The sequence below is a fragment of the Pseudomonas sp. TE3552 genome, assembly GCF_056278945.1.
Genome location: NZ_JBWBQJ010000001.1, coordinates 1,918,573 through 1,938,468, shown reverse-complemented (window position 1 = coordinate 1,938,468; position 19,896 = coordinate 1,918,573). Strand labels below are relative to the sequence as shown.

The window sequence follows — 19,896 nt, the reverse complement described above, 5'->3', positions numbered from 1 at the left end:
TTTGACCATGCGATCCAGACATTTGAAATTGCTCGCCGCAGCCACGTTGACCGCTTGTACCCTTGCCAGCGGTATCGCTCAGGCGGCCGGTGTACTCACCATCGGTTGTCGTGAAGAAAGCACCACGTTCGACCCGATCAAGAGTGCGCAAAATCGCGACACCTGGGTTTTTTCCAATGTCTACGACACACTGATCCGGGTCAACAAGGCCGGCAGCAAGATGGAGCCCGGCCTGGCTGAAAGCTGGAAAATCTCCGACGACGGCTTGACCTACACCTTCAAACTGCGCTCGGCGAAATTCTCCGACGGCTCGCCGATCACGGCCGATGATGCGGCATTCAGTCTGTTGCGCACTCGTGATAACAAGGCCTCGCTGTGGAGCGATGCCTACAAACTGATCGACACGGCGAAAGCGGCCGACTCACAGACCCTAGTCGTCACCCTGACCGCCCCATCGGTGCCGTTCCTCTCGCAACTGGCTTCGCCGACCGTGTCGGTGCTCTCGCAGAAGGCCATGACCCGCATGGGCGAAGATGCCTATGCCCAGGAGCCTGTGGTGTCAGGGGCATTTTTTGTAAAGGAATGGCTGCGCGGCGATCGCGTGAAGCTGGAGAAGAACCCGCATTTCTGGCAGGCCGACAAAGTCAGCCTGGATGGCGTGGAGTGGATTTCCATTCCGGACGACAATACCCGGATGCTCAAGGTGCAGGCAGGTGAGCTGGATACGGCGATTTTCGTACCGTTTTCGCGAGTCGATGCGCTGCGCAAGGATCCCAACCTGACCATTCACTCCGACCCTTCCACTCGGGAAGATCACCTGCTGATCAACCATGAGCACGGCTTACTGGCCAAGCCTGAAGTCCGTCAGGCACTGGACATGGCAATCAACAAGAAGTCGGTGGTCGATACCGTCACCTTCGGCCATGGTCAGGAGGCGTACTCCTACATCCCCAAGGGCTCGCTTTACCACTACGCCGACAACCTGAAGCGTCCGTTTGACCCGGTCAAAGCCAAGCAGATGCTGATCGATGCCGGTGCGGCGGGCATGAAGCTGAACTATGTGGTGAATGCCGGTAACGAAGCCGATGAGCAGATTGCCGTGCTGGTTCAACAGCAACTGGCGGCCGTCGGAGTCACCGCGAACCTGCAAAAAGTCGACCCGACCCAGAGCTGGCAGATGCTGGTCGACGGTGATTACGACCTGTCCGTGATGTACTGGACCAACGACATCCTCGACCCGGACCAGAAGACCACGTTCGTTCTGGGCCACGACACCAACATGAACTACATGACCCGCTACAAGAACGACAAGGTCAAGGATCTGGTATCGGCTGCCCGGGTTGAAGCGGCTCCGGCCAAGCGTGAACAGATGTACGTCGACCTGCAGAAGATCGCCAAAAATGACGTCAACTGGATCGACCTTTACTACAGCCCTTACATCAACATTTCGCGCAAGAACATAGAAAACTTCCAGCAAAACCCTCTGGGGCGTTTCTCTCTCGAAGAGACGGTGAAGAACTAAGGAGCGGTGGCGCTGGAGCAACCAGCTCCAGTGCCACCCGCGACCAAGCCACTCCACACCCCACCGATATTAAAAATTGCTTTCAAAACAACTAGTTAACTTACCCAATACTTTTTTTGGACAGAAGGCTATGTTTTTGACTAGTGACATTTGACAGGCCGGCTGGAGTGTTCGATACCTAACAAGGTCGGCATTTAAAAAGGCGAGTGTGCTGTTAGTAGACATTCGTCGCCACTATTCAAGGGCCGCGATCGAAATGACTTGTTTTATAAGGGGCCGAAGGTCGGCCCCATGCGGTAGCTTTGGCCCAACATAAACAGCACCCTTCGTCTCGTGCCGAAGGCGATACCACGCATTGTAATAATTACTTTACGCATTCCTGCCTACCGTTACTTATGCATTACATGTTTCATCACTGTTACACCGTCTTGATTATTTAACACTTTTGCGACTCCACGACCTCAACAGAGTGCAACTGGAAGCGTAATGGCATTCCTGATGCGCGACCAGGCATGCATTGAACCAATGCTACGGAGTTTGCCAGTATGCTGACGAGTAACCAAGGTTCTAACTGGTATCTTTTGCAGTGCAAGCCGCGTCAGGACGAACGGGCACAAATCAATTTACTGAGGCAAAATTATGTCATTTTTTGCCCGCAAATCGTTAGCCAGCGCATGACTCATGGCAAACCCCATAACAAATGCCTTGAGCCCCTCTTCCCGGGGTACCTTTTCATACGGCTGAGCCGTGACGACAACTGGGCGCCGTTGCGTTCTACCCGTGGCGTCAGCCGCATCGTCGATTTCAATCACGGCCCGGCAACGGTACCGGACGATGTGATCGAACATCTGCGTACCCGGTGTTTCAAACCCTCGGAAATACATGCCCCCCAACCATTCAAGCCCGGCGAAACACTGCAAATAACCCGAGGACCACTGTCGACACTTGAAGGTGTTTTCCTGACTATGTTAGGTGACGAGCGAGTCATGATCCTGCTTCACTTTTTAAATAGAGAACATCAGGTTCGCGTTCCACTTAGCGACATTGAACGACCACGACTTCAATTATAAATTTTGCAATAAACTTTCTGTAACCACGCATTAAACAGATTAACCTTCAACTCCAGCTCCGGCATTCCTCACGAGCAATTAGTTACACTTGCAAACACTCCCAACATGAAGCCACCCCTGCTAGTCCCCGGCATTGCACACCGGCCACAATCACCCAGCGTCTTTCCCGTCTATATTCATTGAGTTCACCCCCCAGGAGCAATGATATGACCCTTAAGACCCACGGCCCATTCGCATTGATCATGATCTATTTATACCCGGCAACGGCATGGAGTCTTGATCCGCAGTCCATTGATATCTATGGGTTCGACTTCACACCCACCCTGCTGTTTTCAGAAAGTTATGACGACAACTTCAGAGAACTGGAGCGTGGTCGCCAGTCCTCCATGGTGACCAAGTTGGCGCCCTCCTTCGAGCTCAAGGCCGAAGACCGTAACAGTGCCACCCGGCTTATCTGGCAACCCACCCGCTACATCTATCATGACGAGCCAGATGCCTCGAATACGGCACAACGCGTGCGACTCAACAGCATCATGGAATTCACCGACCGTCATCGACTGAAACTTGACGCCGAAGCGCGTAAATACGAGCGTACGACGTCGACCGCCGTCGATGGCATCAATGACAAGATTCGCAGTAACCGCGTCAATGGTCTCTATACCTATGGCGCCAGGAGCGCGGCCAATCAAATCGATCTGGGCGCCAGTTATGCTCAACTTCGCTATGACAATTCCGACGGTATCAACGACGACAAAGAGCGTAATACCACCGGCCTGACCACCACCTGGTATCACCGCATAGGCAGTAACACGCGCGGGCTGCTGGAGTACGACCATACGGTCTTTGATTACCTGCAATCAGGCAGTCGACTCAACAGTACATCCGATGCAGTACTCGCCGGTGCCGAATGGGATTTCACTGCCCGCACCAGCGGTAAAGTCCGCGTGGGTTATGAGCGCAAGAACTTCGATGACAACAGCGTCGATGACCTCAGTAACCCGACCTGGCAGGTGGACCTGCGGTGGAAACCACGAACCTACTCGACCTTTTCGTTTGTTGCTCGCCAGGCGATGGCCGAGGGCGACGATGGTGCCGACGCCGTAAAGACCACCTCTGCCCTGTTCGGCTGGCGTCATGGCTGGACCGAACGTATCACCACCGTGGCTGAAGCAGGGCTGTCGCGCTATGAATACGAGGGCCAGAACCGCACCGACGATTTGCATGACTACAACCTGGCCGTGGAATATGCGATGCGCCGCTGGCTGGATATCGAGCTGGGTTATCGCTACCGCAACGACAACTCCGATGCCGACAATCAGAGTTTTGAACGCAACATCTTCTTGCTCAGCTTCAACATAAGCCTTTAAGAGGTCTTTCCCATGAACTCGCGAATGCTTGGCTTGTTGTTCTTGCCGTGGCTGCTACCCGCGACGTTTGCAGCAGACCCTGGCGCCCAGTACAAACTGGCAGCCGGCGATGTATTGCGCATCACTGTCTTCGGTGAACGGGATCTGAGCTTCGAGAAAATCCGTCTCAACGATGCCGGAACGTTTTCCTATCCGTTCCTGGGTGAGATTGCCGCCAAGGGGCTCACCCCCAATCAGGTGGAAAAGCTCATCGTCGACGGGCTCAAGCAAGGTTACCTGGTCGACCCCAAGGTCAGCCTCAACCTGATCGCCTACCGCTCGTTCTACATCAATGGCGAAGTACAGAAACCCGGCAGTTATCCATTCGAACCCGGGTTGACGCTGGAAAAAGCCATCGCCCTGGGCGGTGGCCTGACCGAACGTGCCTCGATCAAGCGGGTGACCATCGTGCGCGGCGATGGCTCCCCGACATTGACCGACACGGTCACGCGCAACACCGCCATCGCGCCCGGTGACACCATATCCATTGCACAAGGCTTTTTCTGATCATGGACAACAGCCCAAGCATCTATGTCGAACGTCCCCTCCAGTCACACCTGTCTGCGCATCAGCAGTACAGCGAGGAAAAGGACACCATTGACCTGCTCAAATACTGGAGGGTGATCTGGCGCGCACATTGGAAAATCGCCTGGTTGGTGCTGCTCAGCTGTGCACTGGCGATAGCCATACTGTCGATCATTACCCCGCAGTACATCGGCAGCACCACCTTGCTGATCAAAGAAAAAACCCCACCGCTATTGGCCTTCCAGCAAGTAACGGATTCGAGCGCCGGTACCGTCGATTACTTGCAGACGCAACTGGCGCTCCTGCAATCGCGGGATCTGGCCGAACGTGCGGTCAATAAGCTGAACCTCACCACTCACCCGGTGACCGATCCACGCCAGCAGCCGCAGTCATGGTTTACACCACGACAATGGTTGACGGATCTTGACCTTGGCCAATGGCTGCCAGCACTTGACCTGTTGATGACCCTGCCGGCGCAGCCCTCGCAAGCCGCGATCTTCAATGAAGTCACGCAGAACCTCATGCAACATACCAACGTCAAATTCGTCGGCAAAAGCCAACTGATCAATATCGAAGTGGAGCTGCCCGATGCTGGCCTCGCCGCTGCATCCGCCAATGCGATTGCCCAAGGCTTCATCGATAGCCAGTTCGACAATAGCCTGAAGTCTTCACAGACCACCACCAGCTGGATGAATTCACGCCTGGTCGAATTGCGCAATAACCTGCGCAGCGCCGAAAACAAACTTCAGGCCTACCGGGAAGAACAAGGCCTGGTCGACGTTGGCGGCGTCACCACCATCAGCGCCAATGAACTGGAAATGACCGGCAACCGCATGATCGATGCCCGCCGTAACCTGGCGGAAACCGAGAGCCAGTTCCGCCAGGTACAGGCCCTGAGCAATGGCGACCTGAGCAAACTCTCCAGTGTGCCCGCGGTCTTGAGTAACCCTCTGGTACAGAAATTCCAGGCCCAACAGGCCAAGGCCCAAGCCAAGGTCGAGGAGCTGTCGGGGCGCTACGGTCCAAAACATCCGAACCTTATCGCCGCCCAGGCCGAGTTGCGCATAGCCACCGACAGTTTGCGCCTGCAGGTTCAGCAGGTGGTTGCCAGCATTGAGCGTGAATACCAACTATCCCGAGCCAACGAAAGCTCACTGCGTAAATCATTCAACAGCAACAAGGCGCAGATACAGGATATTTCGCGCAAGGAATTCCAGCTGCGTGAGTTCCAGCGTGAGGTCGACAGCAGCCGCGCCCTGTATGAAACCTTCATCACCCGCTTGAAGGAAACCGCGGCCACGGCAGACATGGACGCCACCAAGGCGCGCATCGTTGACCCTGCGATTGTTCCTCTGGAAGCGAGCAAGCCCCATAAAACACTGATTGTGACGATTGTCGCTATCCTGGCTGCGCTTGTCGGCATAGTGCTGGCGCTGCTGTCCGAAACCCTGAACAAAACCTTCACGACGGACGAAGTAGTCGAAAGCACGCTCGATATCCCCCTTCTCAGCGTGGTGCCGCTGGTCACCAAGAGAAGCCGTCGGCAACTGGCGCGCTTGTTCGACGACAACGATCACCCGCGTTTTTGCGAGACTATTCGCAACCTGCGCACCTGGTTGATGTTGCACGGCGGCGACATGCCGTCCCAGGTGGTACTCGTTGCCTCGACCATCGCCGACGAGGGCAAAAGCACCATCGCCGACAACCTGGCCTACTCGCTCACCATGCTGGAGCGCGTCCTGTTGATCGACGCCGACATGCGCAAACCCAGCCTGTCGCTCAACTTCGATTTTCCCGAAGACAGCCCGGGGTTGGCCAATATCCTCGCGGGTACTGCCCGGCTCGAGGACTGTATCCGTACGGTGGGCAATCTCGACATGCTCCCGGCCGGAAAGCTTTCGCCGCCACCGCTGGACCTGCTCAGTTCGCCGCGTCTGGTCCCGATGCTTGAGGCACTGAAGTCGCGCTACCAACGCATCATCATTGACTCTCCACCGGCACAGATGGTCAGCGACGCGCTATTACTGGCCAAGCACTCGGACGCCGTAATCTACGTAATCAAGGCCGAAAGCACGCCAATCAGCCAGGTGCAGAAATGCCTCGCCATCCTGCAGCAGAGCCATGCGCCGGTGTTTGGTGTGGTACTCAATCAGGTTGACCTGCGCAAGGCGCGCAAACATGGCTACAGCCATAGCGATACGTTCCAGGACTACGACTACTTGTCCAGGTAAAACCTTGCACCTGTAACCCCGTAATCTCTCTCCAACATCTACCAAAGGCTGCTTCATCCCAGTCGAGCTATACCAGCGTGCGGGAACGAGGGCGTCCAGTATTCGGCGCCGATGTCCAACCCATGCATGGAGGTTGAGCCGATGACATCGCTATACACCGCTCAAATGGCACACCGGCGAGGTCTGACCTTCTGGGGCCAATGGCTGTGCGCACTCAGTCTGGTCAATCTGCTGCTGATGCTGCTCGTGTACTGGCGGGTCGGCAGCCTGACCAGTGAATACCGCGTTCTGATGATTCTCACCGTTCTCGGCTCGGTTCCGATCTACAGCGCCATGCAGGTTTACCACAAGCGTCATGAGTCGTTATCTGGGCTCGCTCGGTTGCTGGCGGCCTGGTTGATCCTGTTGGCCGTGCTGATCAGCATTGCCTTCATCACCCAGACCAGCGTGATTTTCTCGCGCCAAGTGATCATCGTCTGGGCCGTATTGGGTTATCTGATCCAGGCCGCGAGCTTCCTGCCCCTGCATTACCTGGCCCGACTGCATTCACGCAAGCTCTGTAACGAGCGCCGCGCGGTGATCATCGGTACGTGCCCGACCGCGCATAAGCTGGCGAGGAAACTGTCCAGGCGCAACCGCGTACCGTTGCTGGGTTTTGTCGCAACCGCCGAACATACCGGTCCCGCCCCCAGCATTCTGCCGCTGCTGGGCCGCATCGACGAGATTCGGGAGATCATCACCCGCCTGCATGTGCGTCGTGTCTACATCGTGCTGCCGATGGCACAAGCCGCCATCATTGAAGCCCTGTACATCGACCTTCTGGACATGAATGTCGACGTGGTCTGGATCCCTGATTTCGGCAGCATGGTGCTGCTCAATCAGTCGATCTCGGAAATCGAGCGGATGCCAGCCATCTACCTCAATGAGAGCCTGATCAGTTCGCACCCCGGCAGCCTGCTCTGCAAAGAGCTGTTCGAACGTAGCCTGGCCGCCGTGGCCATTATTGTGCTCAGCCCTTTACTGCTGATCGTGGCGGCAGCCGTCAAGCTCTCCTCGCCCGGCCCGGTGTTGTTCAAGCAAAACCGTCTTGGCTGTAACGCCGAAGTGATCACGGTCTGGAAGTTCCGCTCGATGCGTTTGCATGACGACAGCGAAGTGCGCCAGGCCACCTGCCAGGACGAGCGCATCACCCCGCTCGGGCGTTTTTTACGGCGCAGTTCCATCGATGAGTTACCGCAGCTATTCAACGTACTGTCCGGAAAAATGGCCCTTGTCGGCCCGCGCCCCCACGCGGTCACTCACAACATTTACTACACCGGCAAGATACGCGCCTACATGGCCCGTCATCGCCTCAAGCCGGGAATCACCGGGCTGGCCCAGATCACCGGACATCGCGGTGAAACCCAGACGCTGGAAAAAATGCAGCAACGCGTGGCCCAGGACCTCAAGTACATCAATCAATGGTCGCTGTGGCTGGACATCAAGATTCTCGTCAAGACCCCTTTCACCTTGTTCTCAAAGGACATTTACTAGGAGTCAGGCAATGATCAGTCTGGAATTGATCGGGCATTACACGCCGAATCTGCTGGAAGCCAACAAGGCATTTTCCTTCATCAATTTTGCCTCCGTCGGCAGTCTGTTCGACCGGCACCCGACTTCCATCGCCTATTTTTGCGACGGCATGCTGATGTCGACCTTCATGTCGCGCATCACCGGCCGGACAATCGGACGCGTCAGCTTCGACTTCACCTCTATCGCCGACTCTGTTTTCAGTTACGCCGAGCAACAAGGCAAGCGCGTGTACTTTGTCGGTGCCCGGCAAGCCGAACTGGACCTGTTCATCGCCAAGATCAAGGCTCGCTACCCGGCATTGCTGATCGCCGGTCATCACAATGGCTATTTCGATGCACCGCAGGCCGCGTGCATTCAGGCAGACATCTGCCGCAGCGAAGCGAACATCCTGATCGTAGGCCTGGGCGCCGGGCTTCAAGAGCAGTTCGAGCAGGATGCCCTGCGTGCCGGTTTCACCGGTGTTGCATTCACCTGTGGCGGTTTCATTCGCCAAGAAGCCACGGCCACCCACCATTACTACCCTGAACCGATCAACCGCCTGCATCTGCGCGCGTTCTATCGGATGTACCGCGAACCACACACCATCAAGCGTTACCTGATCGACTACCCGACCAATTTTGTTCATCTGTTGCTGATGATCGTTCGGCGCAAAGTGACCATCAATATCACTTCTCCCTGAACGCCGCGCACTGAGCACTGACCATGCATATCCTGTTCATCCTCAAGGACTTCAAGCCCGATGGTGGTCTGGAGCGTGTCCAGCAGCGCCTGGCCAGACAGTTTCTCAAGGATGGCCAGCGCGTCAGCTATTTCGTCATGAACGGCGACACTGCAGACCATGAAGGGGTTGCCACCCTCAAGGGTGGCGGCAGCGGCATCGCCGGTCTGCTCAAGTCCATCCTGCTGTTGCGCCGGATTATTCGGCGTGAGCGCGTGACCCACCTCATCGCCGCCAAGGAACAAGCCAACCTCTGCACCTGGTTTGCCACCTTGGGCAGCTCCTGCAAGGTCATCTATAGCCGTCACGCGGCACTCGATTGCGCCGAACAAAGCATCCGCCCCGCCACTGTGCGCCTGCTCTATGCGCTGTACCTGTGTGGCAATGGTCAGGTCGTGACGGTTTCCAAGGGCCTGCATCAAGCCCTCGCCGACCTCGTGCCCTGGGGTCGTCAGCGCATTCGTTATTGCCCCAATGCCGTGATCAGCGAACAACTGCTCGATGCCGCACAAACGCCCATGCTTACCGGTTTGCCGAGCGAGTTCTGGCTAGGGGTGGGCCGGCTGGTGGAACCGAAGGGGTTCCATCTGTTACTCGACGCCTACGCCATGGCTTTGCACAGCACTGCGCTGCCGGATCTGGTGATCATCGGCGATGGCCCGCAACACGCCGCGCTGACCTCACAGGCACGCCGCCTGGGCATCGGGCACCGTGTGCATTTCACCGGTTTCCTGAGCAATCCCTACCCGTTGATCAGGCATGCACGGCTGCTCATCTTGAGTTCCTTTCATGAAGGCTTGCCGACCGTGCTGATCGAAGCCCTGGCGCTGGGCACACCGGTGTTGGCCTGCGATTGCGAAACCGGCCCCAGGGAACTGCTTGATAACGGGCGCCTCGGGCATCTGGTCAAGGTCAATGATGTATCGGCGTTGGCCGAAGGGATGTTGCGCAGCCTGGCCTCGACTGCGCCGGGCAGACAAGTGGCCGCTGACACCGTCCGCCAGTACACCAGTCAATACGCCGCGCAGGCGTACTACCGGGTATGGAACCAATGAAACGGCTGCTGATTATCCTGCAGGACTTGAACGGCGGCGGCGCCGAAAAAATGATGGTGCGCCTTGCCAGTGCGCTGACAGACGCAGGCAATGATGTGACCTTGTTGATGCTTGCCGGCGCCGGAGTGAACTCGACGCATCTCGACCCACGGGTCAGGCAGGTGCAGTTGCACAGTGCGCGCAGCTCCAGGGCAGTGCCGGCACTGGCACGCTTTCTGCGCCGCAATCGCTTTGACGCGCAACTGGCCGCCCTGACCCACGTCAATGTGGTGGCCATCGCCGCTGCCGCGCTGTCAGGTACCCTGGCGCGCCTGCACGTCAGTGAGCGCAACGCGTTTTCTCATGACAAACACGTCAACCCCGCGCTGGCGGGTACGCACGGCCTATCTGTTGGCGCCGCTGCTGTATCGACTCATCCCCAATCCGGTGATCTGCGTCTCACGTGGCGTCGCCCAGGATCTGATCGACACCACCCTCACCCGCCGACAGGACGTCACCGTCGCCGACAACCCGGTACTCGACAACGATTTTCGCGACAAGGCGCCGGGGCGTCCCCGCCACCGCTGGCTGCTGAAAAAGACCTCCCCGGTGGTTGTCGCCGTGGGGCGCCTGGCGTGGCAAAAAGGCTTTGACGTATTGCTCGATGCCTTCGCCCGATTACCCGATCCCGCTGCCCGGTTGATCATTTTCGGCGAAGGCGCACTCCGGCCCCGGTTGCTCGAGCAGGCCGTCGCGCTGGGCGTGGCCGACCGGTTCGACCTGCCGGGCTATACCCGCGAACCGATGGCGGAAGTGGCAGCGGCCGATTGTTTTGTGCTGTCGTCGCGTTTCGAGGGCAGTCCCAACGCGCTGGTCGAGGCCATGTCCACTGGCACCCCGGTGGTGTCGACCCACTGCCCCTATGGCCCGCAAGAGATTCTCGACAATGGCGCGATCGCCCCGCTGGTGGCTGTCGACGACCCTGGCGCACTGGCACAGGCCATCGCAGTGGAACTGACTTCGCCGCGTGATGCAAACCGCCAGGCGCGCATCGATGCCGCTGCCCGCTTTGTAAGCGCCCGCGCGGCGAAAACTTATCTCGACGCGTTGCTAGGGAACCAGTCGTCATGAATAAACTGGAAGTCAGGTACAGCACGCTGCGCAACGCCTTCACGTTGTTCGGTGTGCTGTTCTATATCCAGGTGATCGGATTTTTTTTCGGGCTGGCCGATGTGTCGAATCTGAACACCGCCGAAAACGACCTCGAAGGTAACGTGGTCAATCAGATCTGCGGCCTGATCACCCTGCTGGTGCCGTTGTTCTTCTTCATCCGCAACAAGGTCTTGCTCAGCAAAAGCTTTTACCGGAACAACGCCTTCCTGTTGCTGTTCATGCTCTGCCTGGCCGCCTCGATCAGTTGGTCCTACGACCCGATGTTAAGCTTCAAACGTTTTGTGGCGCTGATCAGCGTGGTGTTCTTTGGCGGTTTCATCGCCTACAACTACAGCCTCGAGAAAATTGCCTTCATGCTCGGCTGTATCATCGGCGCCGCCGCGTTGTTCGGCTTGATACTCGCGCTATTCAGGCCTGACATCGCATTCATCTACGGCGGCCTTCGCGACGGTGCGTTCAAAGGGATCTTCCCGGAAAAAAATGCCGGTGCCCGGATCAACGCAATCGCCATTTTGTTGCTGCTGCCGATGGTCCGTCAGCGCAATCCCTGGGCCATCCTCTGCTCGTTGTTCTCGCTGATCGCGATCGCGCTGGCCCAATCCGCCACAGCCCTGGCACTGATCGTGGCCGGCACGGTGAGCTACGGGTACTTCCTCGCGCTGATCCGCCTGCACCTCAACCGCTCACTGCCCGTATTGCTCGGTTCGACGAGCGTCTATGTGCTGCTCTGTTTCTTTCTCTACGGCAATTATGCGCTGCTGCTGGAGCTGATCGGTCGTGACCCGTCACTCACCGACCGCACGCTGATCTGGGACCTGCTCACGCCGCTGATCGATGCCGAATTCCTCAAGGGTTACGGTTTCGGTGCCTTCTGGTCCAGCCCGAGCGCCGAGGCATTCATCAGCCGCTGGGGTTACATCGGCAATGCCCACAGTGGCTACATGGAGACATTGCTTAACGGTGGAGTCATTGAGCTGGTGGCGCTGGCCCTCATGCTGATCGAGGCACTGCTCAAACACTATCGCGCCCTGATGGCTGATCACGCGGCAAGCTTTCACGCCAGCGCAATGGTCATCATCGGATCGTTCATGCTCACCAACTATGTGGCGTATGTGGTTCCCAACTACCGCAGCGCAGAGTTCCTGGTGTTCTGCATCCTGGCCCTGTCATTCCGGCACCACCACGCCAAACGGCCTGGTTTGGTAACACGCCCTTCCACGCCTGAAGATTGCGTCGAATTCGAGGGCGTACCCGCCAACGCGATGAAGGAGAAAAGCAAGTGTTGAACGCCCCCTCCCCATCTTCCTGCTCGGTATGCGTAATCATTCCGATGTACAACTCCGCCGACAGCATTGAGCAAACACTGGCGTCCCTGGCCGGGCAAACCCGACTGCCCGATCACGTCATCGTTATCGACGATGGTTCCACCGATGAGGGACCACAACGGGTCAAAGACTTCGCGGCGCCGTTTCGCCTGACGCTGTTGCAGCAAGCCAACGAAGGCCAGGCCAGCGCCCGCAACCACGGTTTGCAGCACACTGAAGAGACTCTTGTGGCGTTTCTCGATGCTGATGACAGATGGCGTCCGCAAAAGCTGGAGCAACAACTGGCACTGTATGACGAACTCAGTCGTCAGGGACGGCCGGTGGGGCTCATAGACTGCTACGTGCAGAACGATTACAGCGACGGTCGGTGGCAATTGGAAAACCGGCGCAAGAATGGCAGGCATTTCTACGATTTCATCCACGCCAACGTCGTCAATGGCGTATCTTCCGCGCTGGTCAAGCGCGACGTGATCATGCAACTCGGCGGCTTCGATGCCAGTCTGCGTTACTCCGAAGACCGCTTCATGTGGACCCGGATTGCCGAGCACTGGGAGATTCACACGGTGCCGCAAGTATTGGTAAACCGTGCCGTAAACCACGGCAACATCACCGCGCAACCGCAAAAATACTATCCGTACAAGATCAGATTCATCGAGCTGTACCTGGCGCGCTATGCAGCCGTACTGACCCGCCAGCAGCGCATTCACTTCGTGCTGGCCAACCACGCGGAATTCCTCAATGCGTTTTCCAGGCGCGGCGAGCATACGCAAGTCATCACTGTGTTCAGGCGGATGCTCGAACACTCGTGGCAAGCGCTGATTTTCTTCAATGGCAAACCGACCTTGCGCTATCTCTACGCGCGAATGAAAACACGGCGCAAAGCGCCCTGAACCAGTCACAGCCTGCTCACCGCCAAGCCACACCGGGTTCCAGCAATGGCCAATCGTCGCCTGGTGACACTGGTCTGGATTTTCACCGAGAAATTCGGCCTGATCTTCCTGTCCATGATTACCTTTATCGCCTATGCCAGGCTGATGTCGCCGGCAGAACTGGGTGTGGGCACGGTGATCATTGCCATCGTCGAGGTGTTCAGCATCCTCTACGCGTCAATGCTGGAAGACCCGCTGGTACGCCTGGAGCGACTCGAAGACAAACACATTTGCACGGCCTTCTGGTTCGCGGTGCTGCTCAGCGTGGCATCGATTGTCGTCATCACGTTCGCCGCAATGCTGTACACGACGTCGCCAATGCTGCGATGGATGACGGCGGCCGCCTCGGTGAAGATTCTGTTCACCATGATGGCGCGGGTTTATGTGGTGGAAATGCGCCGCACCAGCAACTTCAAGATGCTGGCCTCGCGCACGCTGCTGGGCAAAGTGGCCGGTGGCGTGGGCGGGATCGCTGTCGCGCTCGGGGGATTTGGCGCGTGGGCGGTCATCGCTCAGGCGCTGATCATGGAATTCGTTTCCATCGTGGTGTTGATGCTCGGCAACCGTCGCTGGATTGCCTTCTACATAGACGGGCCGTTCCTGCGTGAACTGTTGACGGCCGGAACACCAGTGGCCATCAACGTGATGAGTTCACAAACGCTGCAGCGTGGCGTCACTGTGGTACTCGGCATTACGGCCGGCACCCATGCCGTCGGCATGTTCAATATGGCGCTGCGCATCATCGATCTGCCCCGCACGGCGATCTATAACGGCTTGATGAGTTATGCATTGCCAGTGTTCGCCCGGCGCAGCGGCGATACGGCACGGTTCATCGCAATGATCAGCGACTCGACCGCAATCAGTAGCTTCCTGCTCACGCCACTGTTCATCGGCATCGCATTAACCGCCGAAGACATTATCGTTTTGATATTCGGCGCCAAATGGGCAGCGGCCATTCCCCTGCTGCAAGTGCTTGCCTGCACCGCGGCCATCGGCAACACCGCCATGTACGCCACGACTGCATTGGTGGCGGTCAATCGCACCCACCTGACGGTCAAGGCTGAAGTGGCAACCACCGTGCTGGCGCTGGTGCTGGTTTACAGCCTCGGTCACCTCTATGCAGGCATGGCCGCGGCCCTGGCCTTGCTGGTGCGGATGATGGTGATCACCCCCCAGCAGATCCGCGGCCTGAACACTGCAATAGGTTACGGCTGGCGCGCTTTTTTCGAATCCAATTATCGCAGCGTGATCGCCTCACTCATCATGGCCGCCGCCGTGGTGTTTGTTTCTCCGCACCTGGGTTTACAGGGATATCCGCACCTGGCTTGCAACATCGCTATCGGCACGCTGAGTTATGCGCTGGCCTATAGCGCGTTGCACCCTCGGTGGCCGCAAGAATTCAGATCGGTGTTCACCGCTCGCTGAATGCCTTGCGGCAATGTCAGCTCGGCGAACTCGCAGCAACGAACAACCTGTCTCTCTGCTTTGTCCAGTCTCCTTGTGACAGGAGCATCATGCCATGGGAAAAACCACGCTGATTACTGGCGGGGCCGGTTACATCGGCTCCCATACCACTCTGACCCTGATCGACGCCGGCCATCAGGTATTGGTACTCGATAATCTGTGCAACAGCTGCCAGGAATCGCTCGCGCGTCTGGAGCGCTTGACCCATACACGGGTCGATTTCATTGAAGGCGATATCCGCAATACGAACCTGCTCGACGATATTTTCAGCCGCTACGACATCGATGCCGTGGTGCATTTTGCCGGCCTCAAATCCGTCGAGGAAAGCATTCGCAAGCCGCTGGATTATTACGCCAACAATGTGGTCGGCACGCTCAATCTCTGCCATGCCATGGCCCGCTCTGAAGTCTTCAAGCTGGTGTTCAGTTCCTCGGCCACTGTGTACGGCATCCCGCGGCAGATACCGATCACCGAACACCTGGGCACAGGTAATCCGATCAACCCATACGGTCGCACCAAGCTGATGACCGAAGAATTGCTCAGCGACCTGTGCAGGTCCGATCCGCACTGGAGCATTGCAGCGTTGCGCTACTTCAACCCGATTGGCGCTCACGAAAGCGGGCTGATCGGGGAAAACCCCAACGGCAAACCCCACAACCTGCTGCCTTGCCTGACACAGGTCGCGATGGGGCGAGAGCCCGAACTCACGGTGTTCGGCAACGACTATCCCACCGTCGACGGAACGTGCGTGCGCGATTACGTGCATGTGGTGGACCTCGCCGAAGGCCATCTCAAGGCGCTGCAAGCGTTACAGAGCAGAAACGGCATTCATGCCTGGAACCTGGGAACAGGCATCGGCTACAGCGTGCTGCAGATCATCCGCAACTTCGAGGACATTACCGGGATCAGCATCCCCTTCCAATTCGCGCCGCGTCGCGCCGGCGATATCGCCGAATGCTGGGCCGACCCCACCAAGGCTGGGCATGATCTGGGCTGGTACGCACAGCGTGACCTGGCGCAGATGATCATCGACACCTGGCGCTGGCAGTTGCGCAATCCGCAGGGATACCGCACCCAACCCGGATTACTGGCAGCGAATGCGTTAAAGCAATGGGTATAAGCAATGCCCTCAGGCGCCTCGCCCAGCCGTTGCTGCGGGCAAGGTATTGGCTGCTGATCGCCCTGGCATCGGTTGTTTGTAACGCATCGGGAACGCCGCCCGAACCGCTTGCCAACGGCCTGGTGCTGTGGCTCGACGCCGCAGACGCAACGAAAATGACCCTCGATGCCCACGGCCGCCTGTTGCGGTGGCACGACAAGTCCGGCAAGGCCAACGACGCGACCGTCGATGATGCGACAAACGCCTCGCTCCCGCTGCGCGTGGAAAACGCCATGAATGGCCATTCGGTGGTGAGTTTCGAGGGTACTTCGGCCTTTCTGGGCAAGACGATTCGCGCCGCCAAAGGCCCTGCCACGGTATTGATCGTGTCACGCAGATTGACCGGGCAAAGCGGTGGCGAGACCTGGCAGCGATTGTTCAGCTCGCGCCCGCGGCTCGCTGATAACGACAACGTGGCACCGAATTTCGCGATCAGCGTGCAACAGACCACCGCCTACGACTCGACCCTTTTCGTACTGGAACTCAACGACGTGCCCATAGGCCCGTATGCAGTGGGACGCAACGTGGTCGGCAACACCGAAGACTTGCGCGGCGACATCGCTGAAGTGCTGGTGTACGACCGTCACCTGGCCTCCCTGGAAGAACGACAGCGCGTGGCCCGGTATCTGGCGGACAAATGGTCCGTCGCCATCCCCCGGTTTGCCAATTCCTGGACCCGTGTCGGCCCCCTGGGACCGATACCACAGCGGACCAACGCCGAACTGCCGCTGTCCGATCAAGCCAATGTCGGCCGGTGGATTCTGGACAGGCAATTTTCCGACGATTTCGACGGCGCGACCCTTAATGCCAACCGCTGGCACGTCAACAATGCCACGGGCACCGACTCGCTCGGGCGTAAGCCGGCGCTGTTCACGCCCGACAATGCCTACGTTGACAACGGCAACCTCAACATTGTTTTCCGCAAGCAAAGCGTGCCGCAAAAGTACGTACGCCTGGGGTTCCACGGCTATACCTCAGCGATGGTCCGCACGCTCGAGCGCAGTTATTACGGCTACTACGAAGCTCGCGCCAAACCGATGGATTCGGCTGGTTCCAGCGCGTTCTGGCTGGCATGGACGGGGCTGGTCGACAACGCCACGGAAATCGACATATTCGAGATCGGCGGCAAGACCAAGAACGCCACCTTCGACCACCTGTACAACATGAACGCCCACGTTTGGGCGACGCCCCACAGTACCGCGCATTTGAGCGATGGCAGCAGCTGGATCAGCCCATGGCGCCTGGCCAGCGCCTTCCACGTCTACGGCTTTGACTGGCAGCCAGACACCTTGCGCTGGTACGTAGACGGCGTACTGGTGCGCGAGGCGAAGAACACTCACTGGTTCTTCCCGATGCAGATCCTCTTTGACAGCGAGGCCATGTGGGATTGGTTTGGCGTTGTCGACGACGCCGACCTGCCCTCCACCTTCAGCGTGGACTACCTCAAGGTATGGCGCCGCGGTAAATAGCCAGGCTTCAGCTTTTTTTGAATTTGATCATCCCAGCTCTCCATGCCAGACACAGGGTTGGGCTTAAAAAACCAGAACACGCCAATAAGAGAGGGGCCCGGCAATGAGCGGTACGAAGACTTCCGATCAAATGACAGCCTGCCTGAAGCTGGCGCTTGAGCGTAACAAACAACTGTTCAGCGAAGCCTATGACTTGAACCGTGCCGCCCTTGACCTTCTCGATCAACCCAACATGGACCTGGAAAAGTTCACGCTGTACCAAAAGAAAAGACGACACGCCGATCGTAAATACCAGGAAGCCATTGAGCACTTGCAGTTGATCATGGCTGAGTATGCTGTCCATCCCGCCCAAGCGGAGAACTCATTACCTGATTTCCAGCTTTATCAAGGTGAGCATGGCGCACCAAACTCACTTGATCAGGCACGTCCAGGGTTTTCATAGCCGCAGTAACCCGGAGTTGGGCAATACCGCCGATGGAGTCATATCTGGATGAGTATAAGGAAAATGGCAGGGGCGGCTGGATTCGAACCAACGCATGGCAGGATCAAAACCTGCTGCCTTACCGCTTGGCGACGCCCCTGTATCTGTTGCGATGAGTGCCTGGCACTCTCTTTCTGGCCTTTCGGCTTGTGAGCAGCACGAGATGCTGCGTCCTTACGCTACAAGCCCTGTAAGGGCCTCTGTAAGAATGCGCGAGAATTTATCAACTTTTGCTGCGCTCGGGAAGACTAAAACAAAAATAAATTTGTTTTAAAACAGACGCTTACTCTTGCTCCAGGAGCGCGGAGTAAAATTGAGTCCCGGTTTACGTTATAGGGACGGTGCCATGGCAGCTGTAACCGATACCCTGAAACTGTTTCTCGCTGGCGACGTCATGACCGCCCGAGGCATTGACTCAGTACTGCCGCACCCTGGCGATCCGCGGCTTTACGAAGCCTACGTCAAGAATGCCGGCGATTACGTCCGGCTGGCAGAACGACTCAATGGCCCGATTCCCTGCCCGGTCGGTTTCACCTATGTCTGGGGCGTTGCACTGGATGAGTTCGAACTTCGCCAGCCACACGCACGCATCATTAATCTGGAAACGGCAGTGTCCCGCCGCGGACGACCGGAGCCAAAGGGCATCAATTACCGCATGAGCCCGGAGAACTTTCCGGCCATCAGTTCAGCCGGCATCGACTGCTGCGTGCTGGCGAACAACCATGTGCTGGACTGGGGGGCCGCCGGGCTGACCGATACGCTAGACACCTTATCGAACAACGGTATGTGCAGCGCCGGCGCCGGGCACAACCGGCAATCTGCCGAAATGCCCGCCGTGCTGCCGCAGCCTGGCGGACGGCGCTTGCTGGTGTTTGGCCTCGGCGCACCCGACAGCGGCATTGCGCCGGAATGGGCCGCCACGGATAGCCGTGCGGGCGTCGCGCGGTTGAAGGATCTGTCGATGCAAAGCCTGCGCCCTGTGGCCGAACGGATTCTCAAGGGCAAAAAACCGGGGGATCTGGTGGTCGCCTCCATTCACTGGGGCGGCAACTGGGGATTCGATATCCCGCGGGAGCAGGTCCGGTTCGCCCATGCCTTGATCGACGAGGCCGGAGTTGACGTGGTACACGGGCATTCCTCGCACCACATCAAGGGTATCGAGGTGTACCGCGAACGCCTGATTCTCTATGGATGCGGCGATCTCCTGAACGATTACGAGGGCATCGAGGGCCACACAGCCTTTCGCGGCGACCTGGGGTTTCTGTACTTTGCCTCGTTGGCCCCGGGCGGGCACCTACAATCGCTGGACCTGATACCCACTCGTCTTCGTCGCTTTCGCATCTGTCGTGCCGAAGGGAATGACCGTCAATGGCTGTACGACACCCTTTCTCGCGAATGCGCACGCTTGGGCAGTAACATTCATCCGGGCGCAAAAAATACCTTCGAGTTACGTTGGTAGAACCGTTTGAACACGTGAAAGCCCAGGAAACCTTCCCGCAATGCTGTTCAATGTGGCGAGCGAGCTTGCTCGCGTTGGGCTGCGTAGCGGCCCCAAAAATCTGATAACAATCGCCGATTTTTGTGAGTGCTATGCACTCAAGCGCGAGCAAGCTCGCTCGCCACAGGTTTCTCACTGATTCAAGACTCTCCTGAATGAACAGTATTGGGCACCCTTCCCGTTTTTTTCGTTTCTGCGTCGTTTTTGCATTTCTATGCGACAGACCCCGCTTCATGTACTCCCGTACCATTCCCCAGTGGTGTTAGTTTGGAAAAGTTTCTGACTCATCGATCAGACATTTCTTACCAACTACCTGCAAA

The 19,896-nt window shown here is 57.7% G+C and carries 16 protein-coding genes and 1 tRNA gene; 16 read left to right on the top strand and 1 reads right to left on the bottom strand.

Features of this window, described 5'->3' with window-relative positions; all coding sequences use genetic code 11:
• The first annotated feature begins 7 nt into the window (after positions 1-7).
• The 15 genes from ACZ9BB_RS08500 to ACZ9BB_RS08430 all read left to right on the top strand — a co-directional run bounded on the left by ACZ9BB_RS08500 (position 8) and on the right by ACZ9BB_RS08430 (position 18,039).
• Positions 8-1,522 (top strand): ABC transporter substrate-binding protein, encoded by a 1,515-nt coding sequence (locus tag ACZ9BB_RS08500; RefSeq protein WP_476213365.1) that lies wholly within the window; start codon positions 8-10, stop codon positions 1,520-1,522.
• 545 nt (positions 1,523-2,067) lie between these two features.
• A complete protein-coding gene (rfaH, locus tag ACZ9BB_RS08495) occupies positions 2,068-2,592 on the top strand; it encodes a transcription/translation regulatory transformer protein RfaH (RefSeq protein WP_476213364.1) in 525 nt (174 codons plus the stop codon).
• A 206-nt stretch (positions 2,593-2,798) separates the two neighbouring features.
• Positions 2,799-3,959, top strand: a complete 1,161-nt coding sequence (locus ACZ9BB_RS08490; RefSeq protein WP_476213363.1) for an outer membrane beta-barrel protein — start codon at positions 2,799-2,801, stop codon at positions 3,957-3,959.
• A gap of 12 nt (positions 3,960-3,971) precedes the next feature.
• Positions 3,972-4,505 carry a polysaccharide biosynthesis/export family protein gene (locus ACZ9BB_RS08485; protein WP_476213362.1) on the top strand — a complete coding sequence of 178 codons (534 nt, stop codon included), beginning with the start codon at positions 3,972-3,974 and terminating at the stop codon, positions 4,503-4,505.
• A 2-nt stretch (positions 4,506-4,507) separates the two neighbouring features.
• Entirely contained in the window at positions 4,508-6,754 is a 2,247-nt protein-coding gene (locus ACZ9BB_RS08480; protein WP_476213361.1) for a GumC family protein, read from the top strand.
• Positions 6,755-6,895: 141 nt separating this feature from the next.
• Entirely contained in the window at positions 6,896-8,287 is a 1,392-nt protein-coding gene (locus ACZ9BB_RS08475) for an undecaprenyl-phosphate glucose phosphotransferase (protein ID WP_476213360.1), read from the top strand.
• A gap of 10 nt (positions 8,288-8,297) precedes the next feature.
• Positions 8,298-9,005 (top strand): WecB/TagA/CpsF family glycosyltransferase, encoded by a 708-nt coding sequence (locus ACZ9BB_RS08470; protein ID WP_476213359.1) that lies wholly within the window; start codon positions 8,298-8,300, stop codon positions 9,003-9,005.
• A 23-nt stretch (positions 9,006-9,028) separates the two neighbouring features.
• On the top strand, positions 9,029-10,099 hold the full coding sequence (locus ACZ9BB_RS08465) for a glycosyltransferase (protein ID WP_476213358.1): 1,071 nt from the start codon (positions 9,029-9,031) through the stop codon (positions 10,097-10,099).
• 342 nt (positions 10,100-10,441) lie between these two features.
• Positions 10,442-11,209 (top strand): glycosyltransferase, encoded by a 768-nt coding sequence (locus ACZ9BB_RS08460; protein ID WP_476213357.1) that lies wholly within the window; start codon positions 10,442-10,444, stop codon positions 11,207-11,209.
• Positions 11,206-12,537 (top strand): O-antigen ligase family protein, encoded by a 1,332-nt coding sequence (locus tag ACZ9BB_RS08455; RefSeq protein WP_476213356.1) that lies wholly within the window; start codon positions 11,206-11,208, stop codon positions 12,535-12,537. The genes ACZ9BB_RS08460 and ACZ9BB_RS08455 overlap by 4 nt, the downstream gene beginning before the upstream one ends.
• A complete protein-coding gene (locus tag ACZ9BB_RS08450) occupies positions 12,531-13,466 on the top strand; it encodes a glycosyltransferase family 2 protein (protein ID WP_476213355.1) in 936 nt (311 codons plus the stop codon). Before ACZ9BB_RS08455 ends, ACZ9BB_RS08450 begins: the two co-directional genes overlap by 7 nt.
• Before the next feature lie 45 nt (positions 13,467-13,511).
• Positions 13,512-14,930: an oligosaccharide flippase family protein gene (locus ACZ9BB_RS08445; protein ID WP_476213354.1), complete on the top strand. Its 1,419-nt coding sequence runs from the start codon at positions 13,512-13,514 to the stop codon at positions 14,928-14,930.
• A 94-nt stretch (positions 14,931-15,024) separates the two neighbouring features.
• Positions 15,025-16,089 (top strand): UDP-glucose 4-epimerase GalE, encoded by a 1,065-nt coding sequence (gene galE / locus ACZ9BB_RS08440; protein ID WP_476213353.1) that lies wholly within the window; start codon positions 15,025-15,027, stop codon positions 16,087-16,089.
• On the top strand, positions 16,080-17,597 hold the full coding sequence (locus ACZ9BB_RS08435; protein WP_476213352.1) for a family 16 glycosylhydrolase: 1,518 nt from the start codon (positions 16,080-16,082) through the stop codon (positions 17,595-17,597). The genes galE and ACZ9BB_RS08435 overlap by 10 nt, the downstream gene beginning before the upstream one ends.
• A 103-nt stretch (positions 17,598-17,700) precedes the next feature.
• Positions 17,701-18,039, top strand: coding sequence for a hypothetical protein (locus tag ACZ9BB_RS08430; RefSeq protein WP_476213351.1), 339 nt, complete (start codon positions 17,701-17,703; stop codon positions 18,037-18,039).
• 64 nt (positions 18,040-18,103) lie between these two features.
• On the opposite strand, the gene ACZ9BB_RS08425 is transcribed toward ACZ9BB_RS08430, so the two are convergent.
• Positions 18,104-18,178: transfer RNA gene (locus ACZ9BB_RS08425), tRNA-Gln, on the bottom strand.
• 246 nt (positions 18,179-18,424) lie between these two features.
• Between ACZ9BB_RS08425 and ACZ9BB_RS08420 the strand changes: the two genes are divergently transcribed.
• The gene (locus ACZ9BB_RS08420) at positions 18,425-19,537 is read left to right on the top strand and encodes a CapA family protein (protein ID WP_476213350.1); all 1,113 of its coding nucleotides are present in this window, start codon (positions 18,425-18,427) and stop codon (positions 19,535-19,537) included.
• The last annotated feature ends 359 nt before the right edge of the window (positions 19,538-19,896 follow it).

Bases quoted from the DNA above. Each gene is read 5' to 3' on its own strand.
- ACZ9BB_RS08460 (WP_476213357.1), top strand. From the start codon at position 10,442: ATGACAAACACGTCAACCCCGCGCTGGCGGGTACGCACGGCCTATCTG.
- ACZ9BB_RS08445 (WP_476213354.1), top strand. From the start codon at position 13,512: ATGGCCAATCGTCGCCTGGTGACACTGGTCTGGATTTTCACCGAGAAA.
- ACZ9BB_RS08430 (WP_476213351.1), top strand. From the start codon at position 17,701: ATGAGCGGTACGAAGACTTCCGATCAAATGACAGCCTGCCTGAAGCTG.
- ACZ9BB_RS08480 (WP_476213361.1), top strand. From the start codon at position 4,508: ATGGACAACAGCCCAAGCATCTATGTCGAACGTCCCCTCCAGTCACAC.
- ACZ9BB_RS08465 (WP_476213358.1), top strand. From the start codon at position 9,029: ATGCATATCCTGTTCATCCTCAAGGACTTCAAGCCCGATGGTGGTCTG.
- ACZ9BB_RS08490 (WP_476213363.1), top strand. From the start codon at position 2,799: ATGACCCTTAAGACCCACGGCCCATTCGCATTGATCATGATCTATTTA.
- ACZ9BB_RS08485 (WP_476213362.1), top strand. From the start codon at position 3,972: ATGAACTCGCGAATGCTTGGCTTGTTGTTCTTGCCGTGGCTGCTACCC.
- ACZ9BB_RS08470 (WP_476213359.1), top strand. From the start codon at position 8,298: ATGATCAGTCTGGAATTGATCGGGCATTACACGCCGAATCTGCTGGAA.
- galE (WP_476213353.1), top strand. From the start codon at position 15,025: ATGGGAAAAACCACGCTGATTACTGGCGGGGCCGGTTACATCGGCTCC.
- ACZ9BB_RS08455 (WP_476213356.1), top strand. From the start codon at position 11,206: ATGAATAAACTGGAAGTCAGGTACAGCACGCTGCGCAACGCCTTCACG.
- ACZ9BB_RS08500 (WP_476213365.1), top strand. From the start codon at position 8: ATGCGATCCAGACATTTGAAATTGCTCGCCGCAGCCACGTTGACCGCT.
- ACZ9BB_RS08420 (WP_476213350.1), top strand. From the start codon at position 18,425: ATGGCAGCTGTAACCGATACCCTGAAACTGTTTCTCGCTGGCGACGTC.
- ACZ9BB_RS08475 (WP_476213360.1), top strand. From the start codon at position 6,896: ATGACATCGCTATACACCGCTCAAATGGCACACCGGCGAGGTCTGACC.
- rfaH (WP_476213364.1), top strand. From the start codon at position 2,068: ATGCTGACGAGTAACCAAGGTTCTAACTGGTATCTTTTGCAGTGCAAG.
- ACZ9BB_RS08435 (WP_476213352.1), top strand. From the start codon at position 16,080: ATGGGTATAAGCAATGCCCTCAGGCGCCTCGCCCAGCCGTTGCTGCGG.